Here is a 19,181-nt window from a genome sequence, read left to right on the forward strand (position 1 = left end):
AACTAAAAAAAATCCTTTACTATCAATTGAAATCCATCTACTTATGATTGGACAGAACTTACTCAAACTCGCAGCTCCTGAGAAACAGAATGTTTTCAGGCATTTAGAAACCAATTAATTTAGGTCTAACAATGCTGAATTCTTATTCGATTTCAAAAGTAACAGTCACGTTACCTGTTCCCAATGCATTTCTTAACCCTGTAGGATCATCTATTTTCCCCATTCGGGTATAGCTGTATGAAGTATTCAAGCCCTCGTAAAAGAGCACAACCGTATTGGAACCGTAAAGCATCAAATCACCGGGACGAATAGTTCCGGGATTTGAGGCGTTGGTAGGAAGGTTTTCCGGAAGACGGACATACTTTTCATTCCTGTTCAGTTCAATCATTTCTACCGTCATTGGCAGCATCTCCTTGAATGCCATTGCGGAATTGTTGTCCAAAAGGGTAGCCGTAAAGGTTTGTAAATTGACCGTTATTTTGATTTTTCCGTTAGCCATTGGTGTTTTATTCTCCATGTTGATATTATCATCGTCTTGGTTGCAAGAGGACGCACCACTGACCAGAAATGAAATAAATACCAACATCATTGAAAATGAACGTTTCATAACCCTGTTGTTATTTTAAATGTTCTTTGAAAAACTTTTCTAATTTATCAAAAGGAATGACTTCTATTTTATCATATAGATCCACGTGAACTGCGTCAGGGATAATCATCAATTCCTTTGGCTCGGCTGCTGCTTTAAAGGCATCTTCGCTAAAGTAACGGGAGTGTGCATCTTCTCCTGCAATTAAAAACACCGGTCTTGGTGAAATTTCATTTATGTAGGTCAGCAATGGCATATTCATAAACGGTAAGGGGGTTGTCGCTGTCCAGGCACCATTTGAGTTTAATGAATTCGGATGAAAACCACGGGGGGTTTTGTAATAATCGAAGTACTCTTTTACAAATTGGGGTTCATTGCCCTGCAATTTCTCAGGAAGGTTGTTTGAGGATGGAGCAAACGTTCCATTCTCCGCATCCTTCCATCGTTGTTCACCCATTTGCTCTAACAATTGAGTGCGTTGCTCAGGTGTGGAGGCATCAAAATAACCATTTGCATTTACCCGGCTCATATCGTACATACTTGTGGTGGCCACCGCTTTTACACGTTTGTCCACGGCTGTAGCGTTTAGGGCAAAACCTGCAAATCCGCAGATACCAATGATGCCTATTCTATTCCTGTCAATATTTTCTTGAATTCCGAGAAAATCTACTGCCGCACTGAAATCTTCTGTGTTTATATCGGGCGATGCAACGTTTCGGGGTTCTCCACCGCTCTCGCCTGTATAGGACGGGTCAAACGCAAGGACTGCAAAACCACGTTCTGCCATTTGGTTGGCATACAAACCTGAGGATTGTTCTTTTACCGCACCGAAAGGCCCGCTAATGGCTATTGCCGACAAATTATTGCCACCATCTTTTGGAAGGTATAAATCGCCAGTAAGTTCAATTCCGTATCGGTTTTTGAAGGTTACTTTTTTACGTGTTACTTTATCACTTAATTGGAAAGTGTATTTTGCTGATGGCTCTGCAACTGCTGATGTAGCTGGTTCCATTGTTGTTTCTAAGATTATTTGACTTGACTTTTCCTGACCATACGACATCCCTAATGTCGCGAGTGCCAGGATTACTATTAAATTTTTCATAGCTATTCTATTTTTGAGATTAAAGCTCTTGAGCAGTAGGGCGGAAGATAATTTCATTGATATCCACATCTTCTGGCTGGCTGATGGCAAATGCAACGACTCGCGCAAAACTGTCAGGGCTTATTCCTACTTCTCCCACATAATCTTTGTTTGCCTGCTGGACATCCGACTCGGTAATATGTTCCAGCAATTCTGTTTTGACAGCTCCGGGAGAAACTATCGTTGTGCGGATATTATAGGGCTTTAATTCCATCCGTAAGCCTTCAGACAAAGCCCTTACCGCAAATTTTGTCGCCGAGTAAACTGTGGAGCCACTGAAAATCTTATGCCCGGCTACAGAAGCAGTGTTTATGATATGTCCAGACTTCTGACTTTTCATATGAGGAAGGACAGCAGCTATTCCATTTAGTACTCCTTTGATGTTTACATCAATCATCTTATCCCATTCATCCACATTCAGACGATCAATAGGCGATAGTGGCATGATGCCCGCATTATTGAGCAGTACATCAACTCGTCCAAATTTTTCAACTGCTGTATCTACCAGATTCTTGACCTGATCCCGCTGGGTTACGTCTGTGGCAATGGCAAGCGCTTTTCCACCACTTGCCTGTATTTCTTTTGCCAGCTTTTCAATTCTATTGGTTCTTCTCGCACCCAGTACTACGGTTACACCGAGGTTTGATAAATGTTTTGCCGTGGCTTCACCCAAACCACTGCTTGCACCTGTAATGACTACCACCTTATTTTTAATATTATTTTCCATATTTGGAATTTGTTTAAGTTTGATAAATGCCTATTGCACCTCCGTTGCATGCCATAGCATCATTTTCCAGGAATCACCTTCTTTTACCCAAAGCTCTGTAAAAAGAACTCGTAGGTCGTATTCGGTTCCTGCAGCATCCACCACAATGTGGACTGTTCCTGAAACAACGCCTGTACTGCCATTTACACGTACTTGAACATCTTCATCAGTGAGTGCCCTGTATTGTAACCTTTGGGTTTCCAAGGCTTCAACAAATTGCTCTTTCGACTCCACCACTGCGTTCGCATGTGTGAAGGTAAGGTCATCTGTCATCATGGAAGCTACAGTATTTGCATCTCCATTGAGCGTTGCTGACCTCCTTTGTTCATGAGCTGCCAAAACATTTTGTTTTTCTTCGTCTGTTTTCATATCAGTTGTACATGAATAAAAGGATACAAGACATAGGAATGTTAATAGAACTCCTGCACTAAATTTCATGCGCTTGTCTTTGGAAAATTTTCTTTCAATGGTATCCATGGTTATTTTTTTATGTTGAATAATAATGTCATTTTTTGATTAATTCTAAATCGTCTTTACTGAATCCATCCTTCCACCATAAACTAAATGTCGGATTTATTCTTCCTGCTTCGTTATAGAAGACTAGTATTCTACCCTAGACTGTTGCAGTGCGTCATAGCGATCACCCACGACACCTATTTCTTCAATTTTGCTTTCAATCTCGTTGATTTCGGCTGACGTTAATGTGAAGTCTGCGGCCCTTAGATCTTCCTCCAGATGTGATAGTTTGGTGGTGCCAGGCAGGGGAACAATAAAAGGGTATTTTGAAAGCATCCAGCTCAGGCAAATCTGAGATGAAGTCATACCTCTTGGCTTCCCAAATTCATTCAGCGCCTCGAAAATCCGGATGTTTGATTTCAATGCCTCGGGCTGAAATCTTGGCCATGAACCACGGATGTCATTCGTATTCAAATCAGAATATTCGGTTAAATTTCCACCCAATAAGCCACGGCAAAGTGGACTATAAGCAACAAAACCTATCTCCAGTTCCTGCAAGGTGGAAAAGATGACCTCTTCGGGCAGCCTAAACATAAAGGAATACTCACTTTGCACTGCCGTAACAGGGCAAATAGCGTGTGCCCTTCTGATGGTTTCAGCGCCTGCTTCTGAAAGTCCAAAGTGTAGCACCTTTCCTTCTTTAATAAGATCATTTACAGTGCCTGCAACCTCTTCAATAGGCACGTTTGGATCAACGCGATGCTGAAAGAAAAGGTCAATACGGTCGGTTTTGAGGCGTTTGAGAGATTGTTCCGCAACGGTCCGGATTTGTTCTGGCCTACTGTTAAAAACATTTGTACCCCCAATATCAAAACCAAACTTGGTAGAAATGGCAACTTGGTTTCTAATGGGAGCAAGTGCTTCTCCAACCAATTCTTCGTTAACATACGGACCATAAACTTCGGCAGTATCAAAAAAGTCGCAACCACGTTCCGCAGCATCCCGGATCAGTTTTACCATACTTTTATGATCCGGATGTACTCCACGACCCGTGTGCATTCCCATACAACCCAACTGAATGGCTGAAACTTCAAGTGGATTCTTTTTGGAACCCAAAGCCCTCTTCTTGGTCAATATGGTACCTATGGCATTTTTTCCAACAGGACTCTGAGAAGAAGATGCATATCCCTTAACAGTCCCGGAAGCTATTGTACCTAACCCCAACAAAGTGGCTGCTTTTAAAAAGCCTCTTCGCATGAGAGGGGCTGTTTTTATATTTTCTAGCTGGTTTTGCATAGTCATTTTTTTGTAGATCTTCTTTAAACAAGTTTTCCAAGGAAACTACTTCTTGTTGTTGTATTCCTCATCCGTTACGACTTCCATCCATTCTACAATCCCTTGTTCCGTATTGGGAATAATATAAAGTTGCTGTACTCCTACATCAGGACTTGCCCCGTGCCAATGCCGGATATTAGGGGGGAACTTTACCACATCTCCCTTTTTCATGACTTCAATGGATTGTCCTTCAATCTGATAATAGCCAATACCATCAGTAATAATCAAAATCTGTCCGGATGGGTGGGTATGCCAATTGCTCCTCGCACCGGGTTCAAAGTACACATTGCCGGCAAGTGTTGTATAAATGGAATCTGCTTCCAGCAGACTTGTAGGATAGGCATTCCCAGTAAACCATTCCGCTGAACCTTTTTCACCTATTGGAAAAATGTTATTCAAGGCAGTTTCGTCCTGTTCCATATTGTTTTGTTTTTTATTCTTGGAATTACAGCCCTGCCATATAAATAAAAGGAGGACAGCTGCGAGTATCTTTGTGGTTTTCATTGTGTATGTTTTAAATTTCCTTGATGATTTTTGCAGGAGTACCTCCCACGATAACATTGTCGGGAACGTCTTTAGAAACAACAGAACCCGCTGCAACCACCGAGTTTTCGCCAACGGTTACCCCTTGTAAAATAGTTGCTCCTGCACCAATCCACGCATTCTTCTTTATGTGTATTGCTTTGGGAACCAATGCGTGTCGGTTTTCAGGATCTATCGGATGACTTTCGGATAGCAGGCTTACGTTGGGAGCTAGAAGTACACCTTCATCTATGGTAATACCCCCCAAGTCCAGAAAAGTGCAACCGAAATTGATAAAAACGTTTTTACCAATTTTGGTATGCTTGCCGTAATTGATGTACAAGGGGGTAAACACGTCAACGCTTTCGTCAATTTTTGAACCTGTTATTTGACTCAGTAAATCCCTGATTTCTTTAGGATCTGTAGCATGGTTCATCTGCACCAGCAATTTTCTCGTGACATATGACTCCTCAAGCATTCTGTAGGCCTGAGGATCGCTAGGCAGAATGGTTTCTCCCTTTTTCAATCGTTCAAAAATATCTGTTGTTTGCATTGCATTATTATTTAATGCAAAGGTAGCTGCAAAACAGAAGTATTATGTTACATTAATGTCGCAATAAATGTCAAATATCACTTATATTTGATAGTTGCTTCTTATCTGAATGAATATGTCAGTAAATCAAAAAGTTATACTTCATAAAACAGCTTCAAAGGCTCAGTTTCCCGATGAATTTCAAACCCGCTTCCACACGCATATTTACTGCCAAAGTGGAACTGTAAAGTTTGTGTTCAACGACAAGCAATACCAGGGTAAAAAAGGAGAATTTATTTTTTGGCTCGCAGGTCTTCGTGTTTCGGATTTGTCTTTTTCAGCCAATTTTAAGGCAACAATGTTATTTGTGGACAGTGATTTATTGACATCGAATTTGCCAAGTGCGAATGTGAGTATTGATAGCTACATACATTCCAAAGAAAATCCGATTTTACACCCTGAAAAAAAAGACAAAGAGAAAATCTTAAAAAATTTCCAGTTGCTGTACGATAAATCACAGGAAACAAACCATCGCTTTTACGAAGAAATGTTGAAACTCCAAATGCAACTTTTCCTTTTGGAAATGTGGCATATTTTTGAAGATGAGCTTGACAGACGTAAACGTAGTTTGCAAAGCGGAACACTTTACGAGCAGTTTATGCAGTTAGTACAGGAGCATTGTATGAAAGAGCGTGAAGTACGGTTTTACAGCGATAAGCTGAACATTACACCAAAGTATCTTAATTATATTTGTAAAGTCAATACGCCGATTACCGCTTCGGAATGGATACAACGATATACCAAAGAGCGAATCATGTTTTTGTTGCAAAACAAGAACCTGAATATTTCTGAGATTGCAGATGAAATGGATTTTTCGAGCCGTTCGTTCTTCACCCGCTATGTAAAGAAACTACTGGGAGTTACTCCGAAAGAATATCGTGAACGGATATAAAAAGACTTACAACATTTTTTTTTGAGCATTGGCTAGAATTATTGTCCACTCCCTTGCTTTATTTGACTCATTGATTTTGGATAAAACCTATATGATTAACTTGATTGGCAATGTTGAAAACACCAATCATAAAAGTGAGTTTGAAGAACTAATTTAAGAATTAAATAAATGTTTAACAAGGTAAAGCCACTTTATTGCCACCAAGAGAATTAGCTCAAAAAATAAAACCCTGTAAATTAGAAACTTACAGGGTATTGGGAATTTAAATTGTGGAGCTGGCGAGATTCGAACTCGCGTCCAGATAGGGAAACACCGTACCGTCTACATGTTTAGTCACCTGTTGGGTTTTCGATGATATGCTGCTGGATGACACACCTACATATCACTTATCTACTGGATTTTCGCATCTGCTTAGTAGCATCACAGACACTAGTCCTGACATTTCGACACCTCAGAATCAACCCCGAAAGGACGAAGGGCTGCGAGATGTGGCCGGGGAATCTCTATCGAGGCTCAACCCTTTAAGCGTTATCTATTTCCCGTGAGGGATAGATTAGGCAGCCATGGCGTAATTAGATTCGCCAATTATGGTTCGTATGAATTATTCACAGACGTACATACTCCACCTGACATGCGAGCCCGATCCTTACACCTACTGTCAAAACCGGTCAGCCCCATTGTTTTCCAATAAGGATGACAAAGATAATGGAAATAAAGTTCCTGCTATCGATTTTAAGATTGTAAGATTGAAAAATTATAAAATTGGGAATTGTTAAAAAGTTTGTGTGGTGTTTGAATGTTGTAAAGTTGCAAGGTTTGAAAGTTGGGTAATCCCTGGATTTGGAAGCTTCTTTGTACTTTGTACTTGGTACTAAAATTACACACTAATGTTTGTCCTGTGCATATTGAGACGGATTGACCCCAAAGTGGTTTTTGAAGCATTTGCTAAAATATCTTGCAGTACTGAAGCCGGTCTGATAAGCTACATCAGCCAAGCTTTTGTGGGGATATCTTGAGATGATCTTGGCAGCCTTCTGAAGTCTGATGTCCAGGATATATTCATTTGGTGTCTTGTTTGTCAATGTTTTTATTTTGAAATAAAGCTTGGTTCTGCTGATTCCCAATTCTTTTGCCATGGTATTGACATTCAAGTCCTCTTTTTCTATGTTTTTTTCAACAAACTTTTTGGCATTGTTTAGGAATTCATCATCTACTTTGGGTAATGTAGTTTGTTTGATTTTGATTTTTTTCTTCTCCTTGAAGTTTTCTTGGAATAATTTCCTGTTTTTCAGTATGTTATTTACTTTGGTCTTTAGTATTACAGGGTTTACTGGTTTGGAAAGGTAATCATCCGCGCCATTTTCCAATCCTTCGATTTTGAGTTCTGTTTCGATTTTTGCGGTTAATAGTATAATGGGAATGTGTCCTGTTTTGATGTTTCTTTTCAATTTTTCAAGCATCTGTGTTCCGGAAAGCACAGGCATAACGACATCACTGATAATCAGGTCCGGTTTTTCTTGGATTGCTTTCATAAGTCCATCCTGTCCATCAAAGGCTTGGATTATATGGAAGCTGTCATACAGAAAACTTTGGATGTAATTTCTGAAATCTTCATTGTCATCAACCAATAGGATTTTTGGTGCATTTTTGGGCAATTCAGGCTTGGGAATGTCTTCAGTATGTGTCATTTGGATATTTTTCTGATAGCCATTCCCTTCGTCGCGTTGCAAGAGGTTTGAAGCTTTAAAATGACGATTTCCTTTATAAAGCTTCACGCAAAAAACACTGCCCCTCTCAGGTTGACTTTCAACTCTGATCTCACCTCCATGTGCTTCAATGATCCCCTTGGATAAAGCCAATCCAATTCCAGTCCCGAATTTGTTGGTTTGTTTATGGAGGTTTTCTATTTGATAAAACCTATCAAAAATCCTTTTGGCTTCATTTTCTGGGATTCCTTCTCCATTGTCTTGGATCTTGATTTCTACATGATTCATAGATTCGATGACACTCAATGTGATGCTCCCAAAATGTGGAGGGATGTGTTTGAAGGAGTTTGAGAGTAAGTTGAAAAATACCTTCTCCAGCTGCTCCGGGTCAAATGTCAGGTATATTTTACCCTCAGGCATATTCAGGGTGTAGTTGATTTTTTTATCAATGGCAATGTTGTCATATGAATTGAAAATTTCCCCAAGAAATTCGCTGAAGTTGGATTCAAATGCATTGATTTTCAAATGGCCTTTTTCGAGTTTTCTGAAATCGAGCAGTTCCTTTGCCAAATTTTTCAGTCTGTTTGAGCTTTTATAGGCAATCTGAATTCTGTTGAACAATGATTTAGGGAGTTTGCTGTTTTCCATCAAGCCTTCCAAAGTACCGGTAATGATGGAAAGAGGGGTGATAAATTCGTGGGATACGTTGGTAAAGAACTCCAGCTTTTGGTTGTTGGCTTGAGCCATTTGGTCTTTTGATTTTTTCTCCAAAACCAATTGATCGATCAGCCTTGTTCTATATAGGTAGATATAGTTTATTGAGATGATCAATGCCAACACGATAATTGCATAAAGAAAATAGGCCAAATTGGTTTTGTAAAATGGGGGATTGATTTTTATGTCTATCGATGCTTCTACAAAATTGTCCTGATATTGTGGATCATAGGTTTTGACCAAAAACTTATAATCTCCCGGAGATAAATTGGTGTACGAAGCCGAAAACTGCCCCTGTGGTGCAATCCAATCCTTGTCAAACCCCTGCATTTTATATAGAAACTTGCTTTTGTGGGTTTGGATGTAGTTGCCAGAAGCAAAATTTAAGGTAAGTGAGGTGTGGTTTGGTTCTAGGGTGATTTTGGAAAGAAAAGGGATGTCAGCTTCTATGATGCCATTGTTGGATGGTGATACCTTCTGGTTGTTGACAATCAGTTCTGAAATATAAGGTTTTTCCAACTTTAGCCTTTTGAGACTCGCCTGCTCATCAAACGAGACCAAGCCGCTTACACCACCGACGAATACTTGCCCATCAGATGTGAGCAATAAGGATGATTGATTGATCTCCCTCAGGGGGAAGCCAGAATTGTGGTCAAAGTTGTAAAAATGCTCTTTGTCCAAATCCAGCCGGATCAAACCTTTGCTGGTAGCGATCCAATAGTTGTCAAACTTCGATTCTTGAATGCCATAGATAAGATTGCTTGGGATTCCATGGCTGTCTTGCGTGAATGTTTTGAAGTCCCCAGATTTTTCGTCAAAAAGACTCAAGCCACCACCTGTGGTCGCTACCCAAATTCTGTCCTGGCTGTCTTGATAGAATTTGAAGATGTCGTTGCTGTTGAGATTGGAGTTGAATTTATTGAGAAGTGTCACCTTGTGACTCATGGGATCTGCCACGAATATCCCTTCCCTTTTGGTCCCTATCCATACTTTTTTTTCCTTGTCTATCAGGACAGTATTGCAGCCATTTGGGGTTTTTACATTGGATGGCCAATCCTGAAAAAAATCTTGGTACTGATTGGTTTCGGGATTGTATTTCTTTAATCCAATGGAAGTGGCCAACAACAATTTATCTTGATAAGGTTTGATGTCAATGACTGAAAATTTTGATCCCGGAGAAGTCGCCAGGTTTTTTACAGCCAATGATGGGATGTCTATTTTGAAGAGGCCACCCTCATGGGTACCGATATAGAGTGTTTTGTTTTTGTCTAGCCAGAGGGATTTGATGTTTTTCCCTGCAAACCCATCCTTGTTTCCCAACCAAGCGTGATTGGTGATTTGGTTTTTCTCTCGATCAAAATAATCCAAACCACCTCCTTCGGTAGCTATCCAAAGATTGTTTTTGTCATCCTCAAGAATTTGTCCGAGGACATTGTGTCCAAGCTTGTTTTTCGAAGGGATATGATGAAAGTAGCGTCTGTAGAGTTCTTGATTGGGTTGAACATAACTCAGCCCGCCGTAGTAGGTTGCCAACCAAATGGATTTTTGGTGGTCTTCTAAGATGTCCCATACTGAGTGATGGGAAAGGCTGCCAGGGACAAGTGGGTCTGAATTGAATAGACTATTGGTGTTTTCAACAGGGTCGTAGACATGGAGTCCAAGAAATGTCCCTATCCAAACTTTGCCTTGGGAGTCAATTTTCACGGTTCTTACACTGTTGTTGTTGATCTTGAAGACACTGTCTGCATGGGTGTGGAAATGGTTTTTTATTTTTAGTTGGGGGCTGATTTCCAAGAGTCCATTGGTGTAGCTTGCCACCCAGATGTTGCCATCTTCGACGGTGATCTGGTTGGCTGTGCCGATTTCTGGGATGTGTGATTTCTGAATGGTTTCATCGGATTTGTTCAGTACATAAAGCCACTGTGAATATGTGGTGGCATATAGGTACTGTTCTGACTCGTAGAATGCCGAAAACCCTTGTCCTTCGTTGAGAAAAAGTGGACTAGCTCTCAGGATATCTTTGTCTTCATCGATGATTTTGAGTCCGGAACTGGTCGCCAAAAGAATGTCATCCTTGTAAGTGGTAATTGATATTGCTTCCACTACAGGATATTGTTTGAATTTCAATGTTTCCAGATCGAGGGAAGATACTCCTGAGTTGGTGAGCACCCAAAGTTTATTCTTTTTTTGGATGATCTTTTTTACATGGTGGCCTAAAAGGGAATTTTCCGAAGTTTCTGTCGGTTGAAAAGTTTTCACACGCTGTCCATCGTACAGGTTCAGTCCATCCATAGTGCCCACCCAAATCCTATTCAAATGATCTTCATGTAGGCAGAGTGTATTGCTTGAGCTTAATCCTTCATTCACTCCAATATGATAAAAAGTCAAAGGCAAATCTTGGGCTTTGAGGTGTCTTGGGTGTTGCAAATACACTGTCCATAAGATGAAAACAATCCTGTAATATTTTTTCAGGTGAATGATCATTTCTTTTATTGATTTAGACTTGCAAACACAATTTAAATAAAACCTTTGAATTTAAGCTTACTTTTTGGTCCGATTCCGATAGTTTTTATTTCGTATTACACACCTATATTTTGTTTTTTCAAAGAAATGAAGGAAATATCATAAGTATATAAAACATTTTGTATGTCCGCTTTCTTGCACGTAGCCAAACAATAGATTGTTGGATGAACGATTTGTTGTTCTGTTGACTACGCCGTGGCGCACAAGTTATTGATGAGTATACGCAACTTATAAGGCTACTTCTTACTCAACGTGCAACATTGCGGATACTCATATAAAGAAATGTGAGGGGGTGCATTTCAGTTACTTCATCTAATATTTTGGATTGGATGACAAAGTTAAGGTGGAGTATGAATCTGAGTGCCAAAATCGTACAGATTAATGCCAAAATTGTACATATTTTTTATTGGAAATCACCTTAGGGTTGAGTTTGGACGGCTTTTTCTCTTTTGTTTTTGACTGGGATTATTTTGGAACTTATATGGAGGATTCTGTACGTTCCTATTGATTCATGGGGAGTAATTTGCAGCCATAGAAAAAAACTATTTCCATGAAAATGCATTTTAAAATCATCTCTCACTGCTTGAATATTTTCTTCGCTTTGTCCATCATTTCATGCGGGCAATTGAATAGCAAAGAAATAAATGGCCCACAAAACTTAGAGAAAATCATCCCCCTACAATTTAAAGGATTGGTAGAATGGGGTCGGGAAAATAATTCTATCCCACGTACCGTAAAGAATGGTGAAATCAAAGGGGTTTATAAAGGGTTTGATTGGACGGCAGGATTTTTTCCAGGTAGCTTATGGTATGTTTTTGAGATGACGGGAGATGAAACTTGGGCTCAGGAAGCGAATTATTTCCAAAGCCTTCATTCGGATATGAGGCACTTCAAAGGGTCGCATGATTTGGGTTTTGTGTTTAACAATTCTTATGGGCATGGGTATAGATTGACAGGGGATGAAGAATTTTTAAAGGTGCTTATAGAGGCAGGGGATGTGTTGATCGAGAGATTTAACCCAACTGTAGGGGCGATTCAGTCATGGGATGTGGATAGGGGGTGGCAGAGCCAGCGTGGTTGGACTTTTCCGGTGATCATTGATAATATGATGAATCTTGAGCTCCTCTTTAGGCTTACCGAATGGACTGGCGAATCAAAATACAAAGATGTGGCAATAGCCCATGCCAATACCACGATGGAAAATTTTTTTCGCAATGACTTCAGTTCCTTCCATGTGGTGGATTTTGATCCAGTTACGGGAAAAGCTCTAAGTCATCAAACGGCACAAGGTTTTTCTGACGATTCCAGTTGGGCACGTGGTCAGGCATGGGGATTATACGGATTTACATGTGCCTATGCATTTACCGGGGATGAAGCCTATTTGGAATTGGCTGAAAATATCGCTGATTATATTTTGAAACACAGTCATTTGCCCGCAGATATGGTGCCTCATTGGGATTTGAGTTTGCAACCATCGGCAGAAGTGCCCAAAGATGCTTCGGCTGCTGCCATAGTTGCTTCAGCCTTGATCCAGTTAGACTCATTTTCTTCGAGCGAGTATTTGTCAAAGGCAGAATCGATGGTGGCTAATCTCAGTTCAACGAAGTATCTAGCTTCCTTGGGTGAAAACCATCATTTTTTGATCAAGCACTGTACAGGCAGTATTCCACACAATGAGGAGATAGATGTGCCTCTCAACTATGCTGATTACTACTTTTTGGAAGCCATCTACAGATTAAATGAAATTGAAATCACTCTAGTTAACAATAAATAAACCTAAAAATCATGAAGAAACATTACTTTAAAATCATTGGCTCCCTGATGCTCTGCATATTGCTGTGCTTCCATAGCCATCACGGACTCTATGCCCAAACTGGAAAGTCGGTAAGTGGGATGGTCATAGACAGTAGTACGAAGGAAGGTATCCCGGGGGTAAACGTAATAGAAAAAGGGACTTCCAATGGGACTGTTACAGAAATTGATGGGAGTTTTAAACTGTCCATCACTTCAGGTAATCCAACACTTGAATTCACATTTATTGGTTATTCCAAAAAGGAAATAACCTTAGGAAATCAAACTGTAGTTGAGGTAGAATTAGTAGAAGATATTTCCGAATTGGGGGAAGTGATCGTGGTAGGATATGGTACGCAACAAAAAGCGAATCTGACCGGAGCCGTATCCACAGTCAGCAAAGAGATGATCGAGAACAGGCCAGTCCCAAACTTGGCGACTGCCTTGCAGGGGACTACTCCAGGACTTAATGTCACCAGAAATACCGGTCAGCCTGGTGCAGAGGGGATTAATATCCAAGTAAGGGGAGCGACATCTGCAAATGGAAATGTGAATCCATTGCTGATGGTAGATGGTGTTCCGGCACCATTGTTTACTATGCAAACGCTCAATCCTAATGACATAGAATCTGTGACAGTACTGAAAGATGCTGCCGCTGCTGCCATCTATGGTGCGCAAGCTGCGGGTGGTGTAATCTTGGTGACGACCAAAGCAGGAAAGTCAGGAAAGACTGTATTTGAATACTCCAATCAGATAGGGACCGAATGGGCACTGAATGTGCCCGGAAGAATGTCCTTATTGGAAGAGGCTGAATACTCAAACCTGGCCAGATCCAACAGAGGGCTGGGACCGGAATATAACGAAGAGGCACTCCAATACATCAGGGATGGGGTGGAGTTTGTCGCAGATCCAAACAACCCTAATCGCTGGATTACTTTCAACCAACAAAGCATCAGAGATCAAGTCTTGAGAGACAATTCTCCAATGCAAACACATAACCTGAGCGCCAGGGGAGGAAATGATAAGACAAATTTCATGGTTTCGATGGGATACTATGAGAAAGCAGGGGTGTTCAAAGTCGGCCCTGATAATTTCAACAGGTACAATGCGAGGGTGAATTTGGGTACGGAACTTACCAAGCATATCCGTTTGGATTCTAGGATTGCATATACCCAGCACAATACAGAGGCACCATCAGTTGGTGCCAGTGGTTATGGTTTGCTCCAGCAGGTATATCAAGCAAGGGTGAGGTTTCCCGTGTTCATGCCAGATGGAAGGCTGTTTGGTGGGGCAGGTACTTCCGGGAACAATTCCTATGCAATCTTGACAGAAGGAGGGTATGACAATACATCCAGGAATGATTTTGATGGGGTATTCACAGCGACTGCAAAAGATTTTGTGAAGGGTTTACAGATCAGGGCGATTTATGGACGCCAGTATAGAACCGTCGATAGGGATCGTTTTGCACGGACAGTCAACTTATGGGATAAAGGGGGCGAAAATCCCGCTTTTATCCTCAATAATCCCAATGTATATGAACTCACCAAGCAGCGTGTTTTGAATACCAGTTTTCAGATGCTGGCAGACTATGACTTGGTACTCCATGAAAAACACAAATTCCATCTTCTGGGAGGTTTTCAATATGAAGATTATAGGTTTACCTCCCTTTTTTCCCAAGCAAGAAGCTTGATCAGCAATGATCTACCTTCAATCAATTTGGGTGATGAGAATACAAGAATAACCAATGAAAACATCAATACAACAGCCAACCAATCAGTATTTGGAAGGGTCAACTACAATTTTGATGGGAAATACTTATTGGAAGCCACTGTCAGGGGTGACGAAAATTCCAGGTTGGCGCCAGGGTTGAGATTCAAGGTGTTTCCATCTGCATCTGCAGGTTGGAATATCCACAGGGAAGGTTTCATGCAGAACAACTTGAATTTCATATATGAACTGAAGTTGAGGGCGTCTTGGGGTAGGCTTGGTTCCGCATTGGCACCTGACATCATTGGTTCATATGACTACCTAAGTTTGCTATCCAGAGGATCCTCGCTGGTTTTGGGAGGTACGGAGCAACGTTCCACTTATTTTTGGGAGAATTCAGTCCCATCTTCGACATTGGCTTGGGAGACGATTGAGACCTTTAACTATGGTACGGATTTAGGGTTTTTGGAAAATAAGCTACAGTTGAGTTTTGATTATTATATCAAGCACAATAGAGACATGCTTACTCCTTTGCAGCTGCCTGCGACATTTGGTGTGGGAAGCCCAAAGATTAACAATGGAGTGTTGAAATCTTGGGGATGGGAACTGGAAATGCAGTATAGGGATAAGATTGGGGATGATTTCAGCTATAATATTGGCTTCAATCTATCGGATAACAATAACCGTTTGGTAGAGTTTTCGGGAAGAAATGTAGTAGGCTTGGGGTTAAACAATATTGTGGAAGGTTATCCATTGGGGACTATTTGGGGATATCAGACAGCTCCTGGGTATTTTTCCTCGATAGAAGAAGTGCAAAACTCACCTTTCCAAGACAACAATACGGGCTTGGGAGATATCAGGTATATCAACCAGGATGGAGATGATCGAATCACCCAAGGAAGGGGTACTACCGACGATCTTGGGGATATGACCTTGCTCGGGTCTACACAGCAAAGAATGTTGTTTGGGTTCAATGCTTCTGCCAATTACAAAAATTTCGATTTCAGTATTTTCTTTCAGGGAGTGGGAAGGAGAAGTTTTATGCCCAATACAGAAATGTTGGCTCCAATGCTTCAGGGATGGTTTATGCCAATGGAACATCATAGAGACTATTGGACGCCCGAAAACCCAAATGCAGCTTTTCCAAGGCCATTTCTCAATGGATTCCACAATTATCTTCCATCTGATCGATGGGTACTTGATGGGAGCTATATCAGGTTGAAGAATATCCAAGTGGGCTATTCTTTCTCGCCATCCATACTTCAGAGGGCAAAAATCACCCGGGCAAGGATATTCGTGACTGGCCAAGATATATGGACAAAAACCAATATGGGGGTGTTCAATGGTGTGTTTGATCCAGAGAATACAAATAGTGTAAGAGCTGATTATCCTTTCTTTGGCACATTTGCCGGAGGGATCAACCTGACGTTTTAATACAAACCTAAAACCTTCGAAATCATGAAAATAAAATATATATTATTCCCATTGGCCTGTGTGTTGACCTTTGGAATCATTTCTTGCGACATAGATAGACTGCCCGAAACCCAAATTACAGATCCTACTTTTTGGAGAAGTGAAAATGATATCAGGATGGCTGCAAACTATATGTACACCTTCCTGCCAACTTTGCCGGTAACTACTGACGTATGGTCTGATGATGCTTTTGGAATTGGACCAAATCCCATCAGTGATGGGACTAGACTTCCTCCTTCCACTGACGGGAACTATAATAATCCATACAGACTGATCAGGGCGGCTAACAATATCCTACAAAAAGGGCCTCGTGTATTGGAGTTTGGAGTGTCGCAGGAAAACTTGGATTGGTATCTTGCAGAGGCGAGGTTTTTTAGGGCGTGGGCTTACTTTGGCTTGGTGCAGCGCTATGGCAATGTCCCTTTGATATTGGAGACACTGATAGAAACAGATGATAAGCTTTTTGCGCCTGCCGATCCACGAGAATCAGTAGTGGATATTATTTACGCCGATTTGGATTTTGCCATAAATAATTTGAGAACACCGACTCGTTTGGGTGAATCGGGTTATGGTAGGATTTCCAATACTACAGCAATGGCTTTTAAATCAAGAGTAGCACTGTTTGAAGGTACTTTTGCAAAATACCACCAGACAGGGGATGCGAACAGGCATCTTACCCTAGCTATAGCGGCGGCGAAAGCTTGCATGGATTCTGGGGAGCATGATTTGTTGTCATCGTACTTTGACTTGTTCCAATATGCAGGCGAAGGAAGAGCTAACAGGGAGAATATCCTTGTAAGGCAATATGGTATTTCTTTATCGGATGCGGTATTGTTTCACAATGCACAGCGGAATTTGGAAACCGGAGCCGCAAACCCAACAAAAGCCCTGGTGGATTCTTATTTGATGGTAGATGGGTTGCCAATAGAAAAATCACCATTGTATGAGACTCCAACCAGAATCTTGGATGATTTTGAGGACAGGGATTTGAGAATGGCGGCTACTTTGTTTAAGGAAGGGGATCCATATATCGGTACGATGCCACTTTTTAATGTGCCTAACCTGTCTTTCCAAAGAACAGGATATGCAAACAGAAGGTATGCAAACCCTGTGGACTGGCAGAATTCCCGCTCTTTCATTGACTATACCATCATTCGTTATGCTGAAGTATTGTTGAATTTTGCTGAGGCAACTTATGAGCTCAATGGCACCATCTCAGATGAAGATCTCAACGCTACTGTCAATAGGCTCAGAACGAGGGCAGGTGTGGCAAACTTGTCCAATGCATTTGCATCCCAGAATGATCTTGATGTTCTGCAGGAAATCAGGAGGGAAAGAAGGGTGGAATTGGCTTTGGAAGGATTCAGGTACTGGGACTTAATCAGATGGAAGACTGCGGAGATTGAGTTGCCTAAAGCCGTGTTGGGGAATTATTACTTCGAAGAGGAATTTGGTACAGCTGTAACCCCTGAAGTGAATGAAGATAACTTTATCGTACTTCAAAGAGCCGAGAATAGAAGCTTTGATCCAAACAGGGATTATCTATGGCCACTTCCAATCAATGAACTGGGTTTAAATCCAAGCTTGGAGCAAAACCCAAATTGGTGATTTCAATATAAAGATCAGATTGCTAAATCTCCGGGGGCAACTTTAACTTCAAAGTTCCGGGAGGTTTGGCAATCTCTATTTACAAAATGTTGGGTAAAATTTTAAAAAATACAAAATCATCGACATTCGTGGAAAAATGATTGTGATGGGTTTCTATGAATGGTATCTTGAGCGATAAAAATAAACAAGCCATGAAAAAAATCACATTTACCCATTGTTGTATTTTGTCTTTGATAGCGTTGCTTTGCTTTGGATGTGAAGAGCAACAGGGATACCAAATCAAAGTCAGCAGCTCAGTTTCCCACCCCTTGACGGTTATCAGCCTTTCAAAGGATGATATTCCGGAACTGTTTGAAATGCATTGGGAGGAAGATCTAAACGTGAAAGAAAGCGGGCAGGATTCTATGATACCTTATCAGTGGATGGAGGACGAGTTGTTGTTGGCTGTCAGTATTGGGGCAGGGGAAGAAAAGGTGATTTCGATAAGTACTGGTGCAGATTCCCAAATGAATCCCGAAATAAGCACTTATGCAAGATTTGTTCCTGAGAGGACAGATGATTTTGCCTGGGAAAACGATAAGGTGGCATTTCGTACCTATGGACCAAATGCCATGGACTTGGTTTTGGAAGGGAAAAGCGGGGGGACACTATCTTCAGGGATAGATGCCTGGCATAAGAAAGTGTCTTACCTGATCATAGACAAATGGTATGACAAAGAATTGAATACACCTGGGACTTATCACAAAGATGATGGTGAAGGTGCAGATTATTATCACGTGGGAAGTAGCCGTGGGGTTGGTAGTTCGGGGTATTGGGCTGGTGATACATTGTACGCTGCAGTGAACTTTACTGATTACGAGATTTTGGCTAATGGTCCTTTGAGGACAGTTTTCAAGCTGAACTATGCACCATATGAAGCTAATGGGTTAACGATAAAGGAGACAAAAACCATCAGTATAGACCTTGGCAGCCAGCTTTCAAAATATGAAATTACAGTTGAAGAGTTGCAGGGAAATGAACTTCCATTTCTCACAGCTGGGATCACTTTGCATGAAAAACAAGGAGAAGTATTTGTGAACTCTGATCTTGGGTATTTTGCCCAATGGGAACCTATGTCTGGGACGGAAATCGGTACAGCTATAGTTGTGGCTAATCCAGTAGAAAGCCATTTGGAGCATAAGACGGATTACGTGGACCAAAGCCAATTGTTGGTAAATGTCAAAGTTGAAAATGCCAAGATTACGTATTATGCAGGCTTTGCCTGGGATCAAGCTGGCCTGATCACCAATCGGACCGAATGGGAGGATTACCTAAAAGGATTCTCCGAAAGACTTAAAAACAAACCTAAAATAGAAATTTTAAATTAACT

General features: G+C 41.1%; 13 protein-coding genes and 1 other RNA gene. 5 read left to right on the forward strand and 9 right to left on the reverse strand.

Going from position 1 to position 19,181, the window contains the following annotated elements; translation table 11 throughout:
- Positions 1-142: 142 nt before the first annotated feature.
- From ACFSKL_RS20340 to ACFSKL_RS20370, 7 genes are all read right to left on the reverse strand, one after another.
- A complete protein-coding gene (locus tag ACFSKL_RS20340) occupies positions 143-607 on the reverse strand; it encodes a cyclophilin-like fold protein (RefSeq protein ID WP_376888817.1) in 465 nt (154 codons plus the stop codon).
- Between the two features lie 10 nt (positions 608-617).
- The gene (locus ACFSKL_RS20345) at positions 618-1,688 is read right to left on the reverse strand and encodes an alpha/beta hydrolase (RefSeq protein WP_376888818.1); all 1,071 of its coding nucleotides are present in this window, start codon (positions 1,686-1,688) and stop codon (positions 618-620) included.
- A gap of 19 nt (positions 1,689-1,707) precedes the next feature.
- On the reverse strand, positions 1,708-2,454 hold the full coding sequence (locus ACFSKL_RS20350) for an SDR family oxidoreductase (RefSeq protein WP_376888820.1): 747 nt from the start codon (positions 2,452-2,454) through the stop codon (positions 1,708-1,710).
- A gap of 30 nt (positions 2,455-2,484) precedes the next feature.
- Positions 2,485-2,862: a nuclear transport factor 2 family protein gene (locus ACFSKL_RS20355; protein WP_376888822.1), complete on the reverse strand. Its 378-nt coding sequence runs from the start codon at positions 2,860-2,862 to the stop codon at positions 2,485-2,487.
- 231 nt (positions 2,863-3,093) lie between these two features.
- Positions 3,094-4,245 (reverse strand): aldo/keto reductase, encoded by a 1,152-nt coding sequence (locus ACFSKL_RS20360; RefSeq protein ID WP_376888824.1) that lies wholly within the window; start codon positions 4,243-4,245, stop codon positions 3,094-3,096.
- A gap of 45 nt (positions 4,246-4,290) precedes the next feature.
- Positions 4,291-4,788, reverse strand: coding sequence for a cupin domain-containing protein (locus ACFSKL_RS20365; RefSeq protein ID WP_376888825.1), 498 nt, complete (start codon positions 4,786-4,788; stop codon positions 4,291-4,293).
- 10 nt (positions 4,789-4,798) lie between these two features.
- The gene (locus ACFSKL_RS20370) at positions 4,799-5,359 is read right to left on the reverse strand and encodes a sugar O-acetyltransferase (RefSeq protein WP_376888827.1); all 561 of its coding nucleotides are present in this window, start codon (positions 5,357-5,359) and stop codon (positions 4,799-4,801) included.
- A 115-nt stretch (positions 5,360-5,474) separates the two neighbouring features.
- On the opposite strand from ACFSKL_RS20370, the gene ACFSKL_RS20375 reads away from it, so the two are divergent.
- Positions 5,475-6,290, forward strand: a complete 816-nt coding sequence (locus ACFSKL_RS20375; protein WP_376888828.1) for a helix-turn-helix domain-containing protein — start codon at positions 5,475-5,477, stop codon at positions 6,288-6,290.
- Positions 6,291-6,557: 267 nt separating this feature from the next.
- On the opposite strand, the gene ssrA is transcribed toward ACFSKL_RS20375, so the two are convergent.
- Positions 6,558-6,966: a transfer-messenger RNA gene (gene ssrA / locus ACFSKL_RS20380) on the reverse strand.
- A gap of 208 nt (positions 6,967-7,174) precedes the next feature.
- The gene (locus ACFSKL_RS20385) at positions 7,175-11,194 is read right to left on the reverse strand and encodes a hybrid sensor histidine kinase/response regulator transcription factor (RefSeq protein ID WP_376888830.1); all 4,020 of its coding nucleotides are present in this window, start codon (positions 11,192-11,194) and stop codon (positions 7,175-7,177) included.
- 589 nt (positions 11,195-11,783) lie between these two features.
- Here ACFSKL_RS20385 and ACFSKL_RS20390 point away from each other — a divergent pair.
- The 4 genes from ACFSKL_RS20390 (at position 11,784) to ACFSKL_RS20405 (ending at position 19,179) form a co-directional block, all read left to right on the forward strand.
- The gene (locus ACFSKL_RS20390) at positions 11,784-13,007 is read left to right on the forward strand and encodes a glycoside hydrolase family 88 protein (protein WP_376888832.1); all 1,224 of its coding nucleotides are present in this window, start codon (positions 11,784-11,786) and stop codon (positions 13,005-13,007) included.
- Positions 13,008-13,018: 11 nt separating this feature from the next.
- Positions 13,019-16,165 carry a SusC/RagA family TonB-linked outer membrane protein gene (locus tag ACFSKL_RS20395; protein ID WP_376888833.1) on the forward strand — a complete coding sequence of 1,049 codons (3,147 nt, stop codon included), beginning with the start codon at positions 13,019-13,021 and terminating at the stop codon, positions 16,163-16,165.
- A gap of 24 nt (positions 16,166-16,189) precedes the next feature.
- On the forward strand, positions 16,190-17,812 hold the full coding sequence (locus ACFSKL_RS20400) for a RagB/SusD family nutrient uptake outer membrane protein (protein ID WP_376888835.1): 1,623 nt from the start codon (positions 16,190-16,192) through the stop codon (positions 17,810-17,812).
- Between the two features lie 191 nt (positions 17,813-18,003).
- Positions 18,004-19,179, forward strand: coding sequence for a DUF4861 family protein (locus ACFSKL_RS20405; protein WP_376888837.1), 1,176 nt, complete (start codon positions 18,004-18,006; stop codon positions 19,177-19,179).
- Positions 19,180-19,181: the final 2 nt, after the last annotated feature.

This window comes from Belliella marina (assembly GCF_042682445.1).
GTDB lineage: Bacteria > Bacteroidota > Bacteroidia > Cytophagales > Cyclobacteriaceae > Belliella > Belliella marina.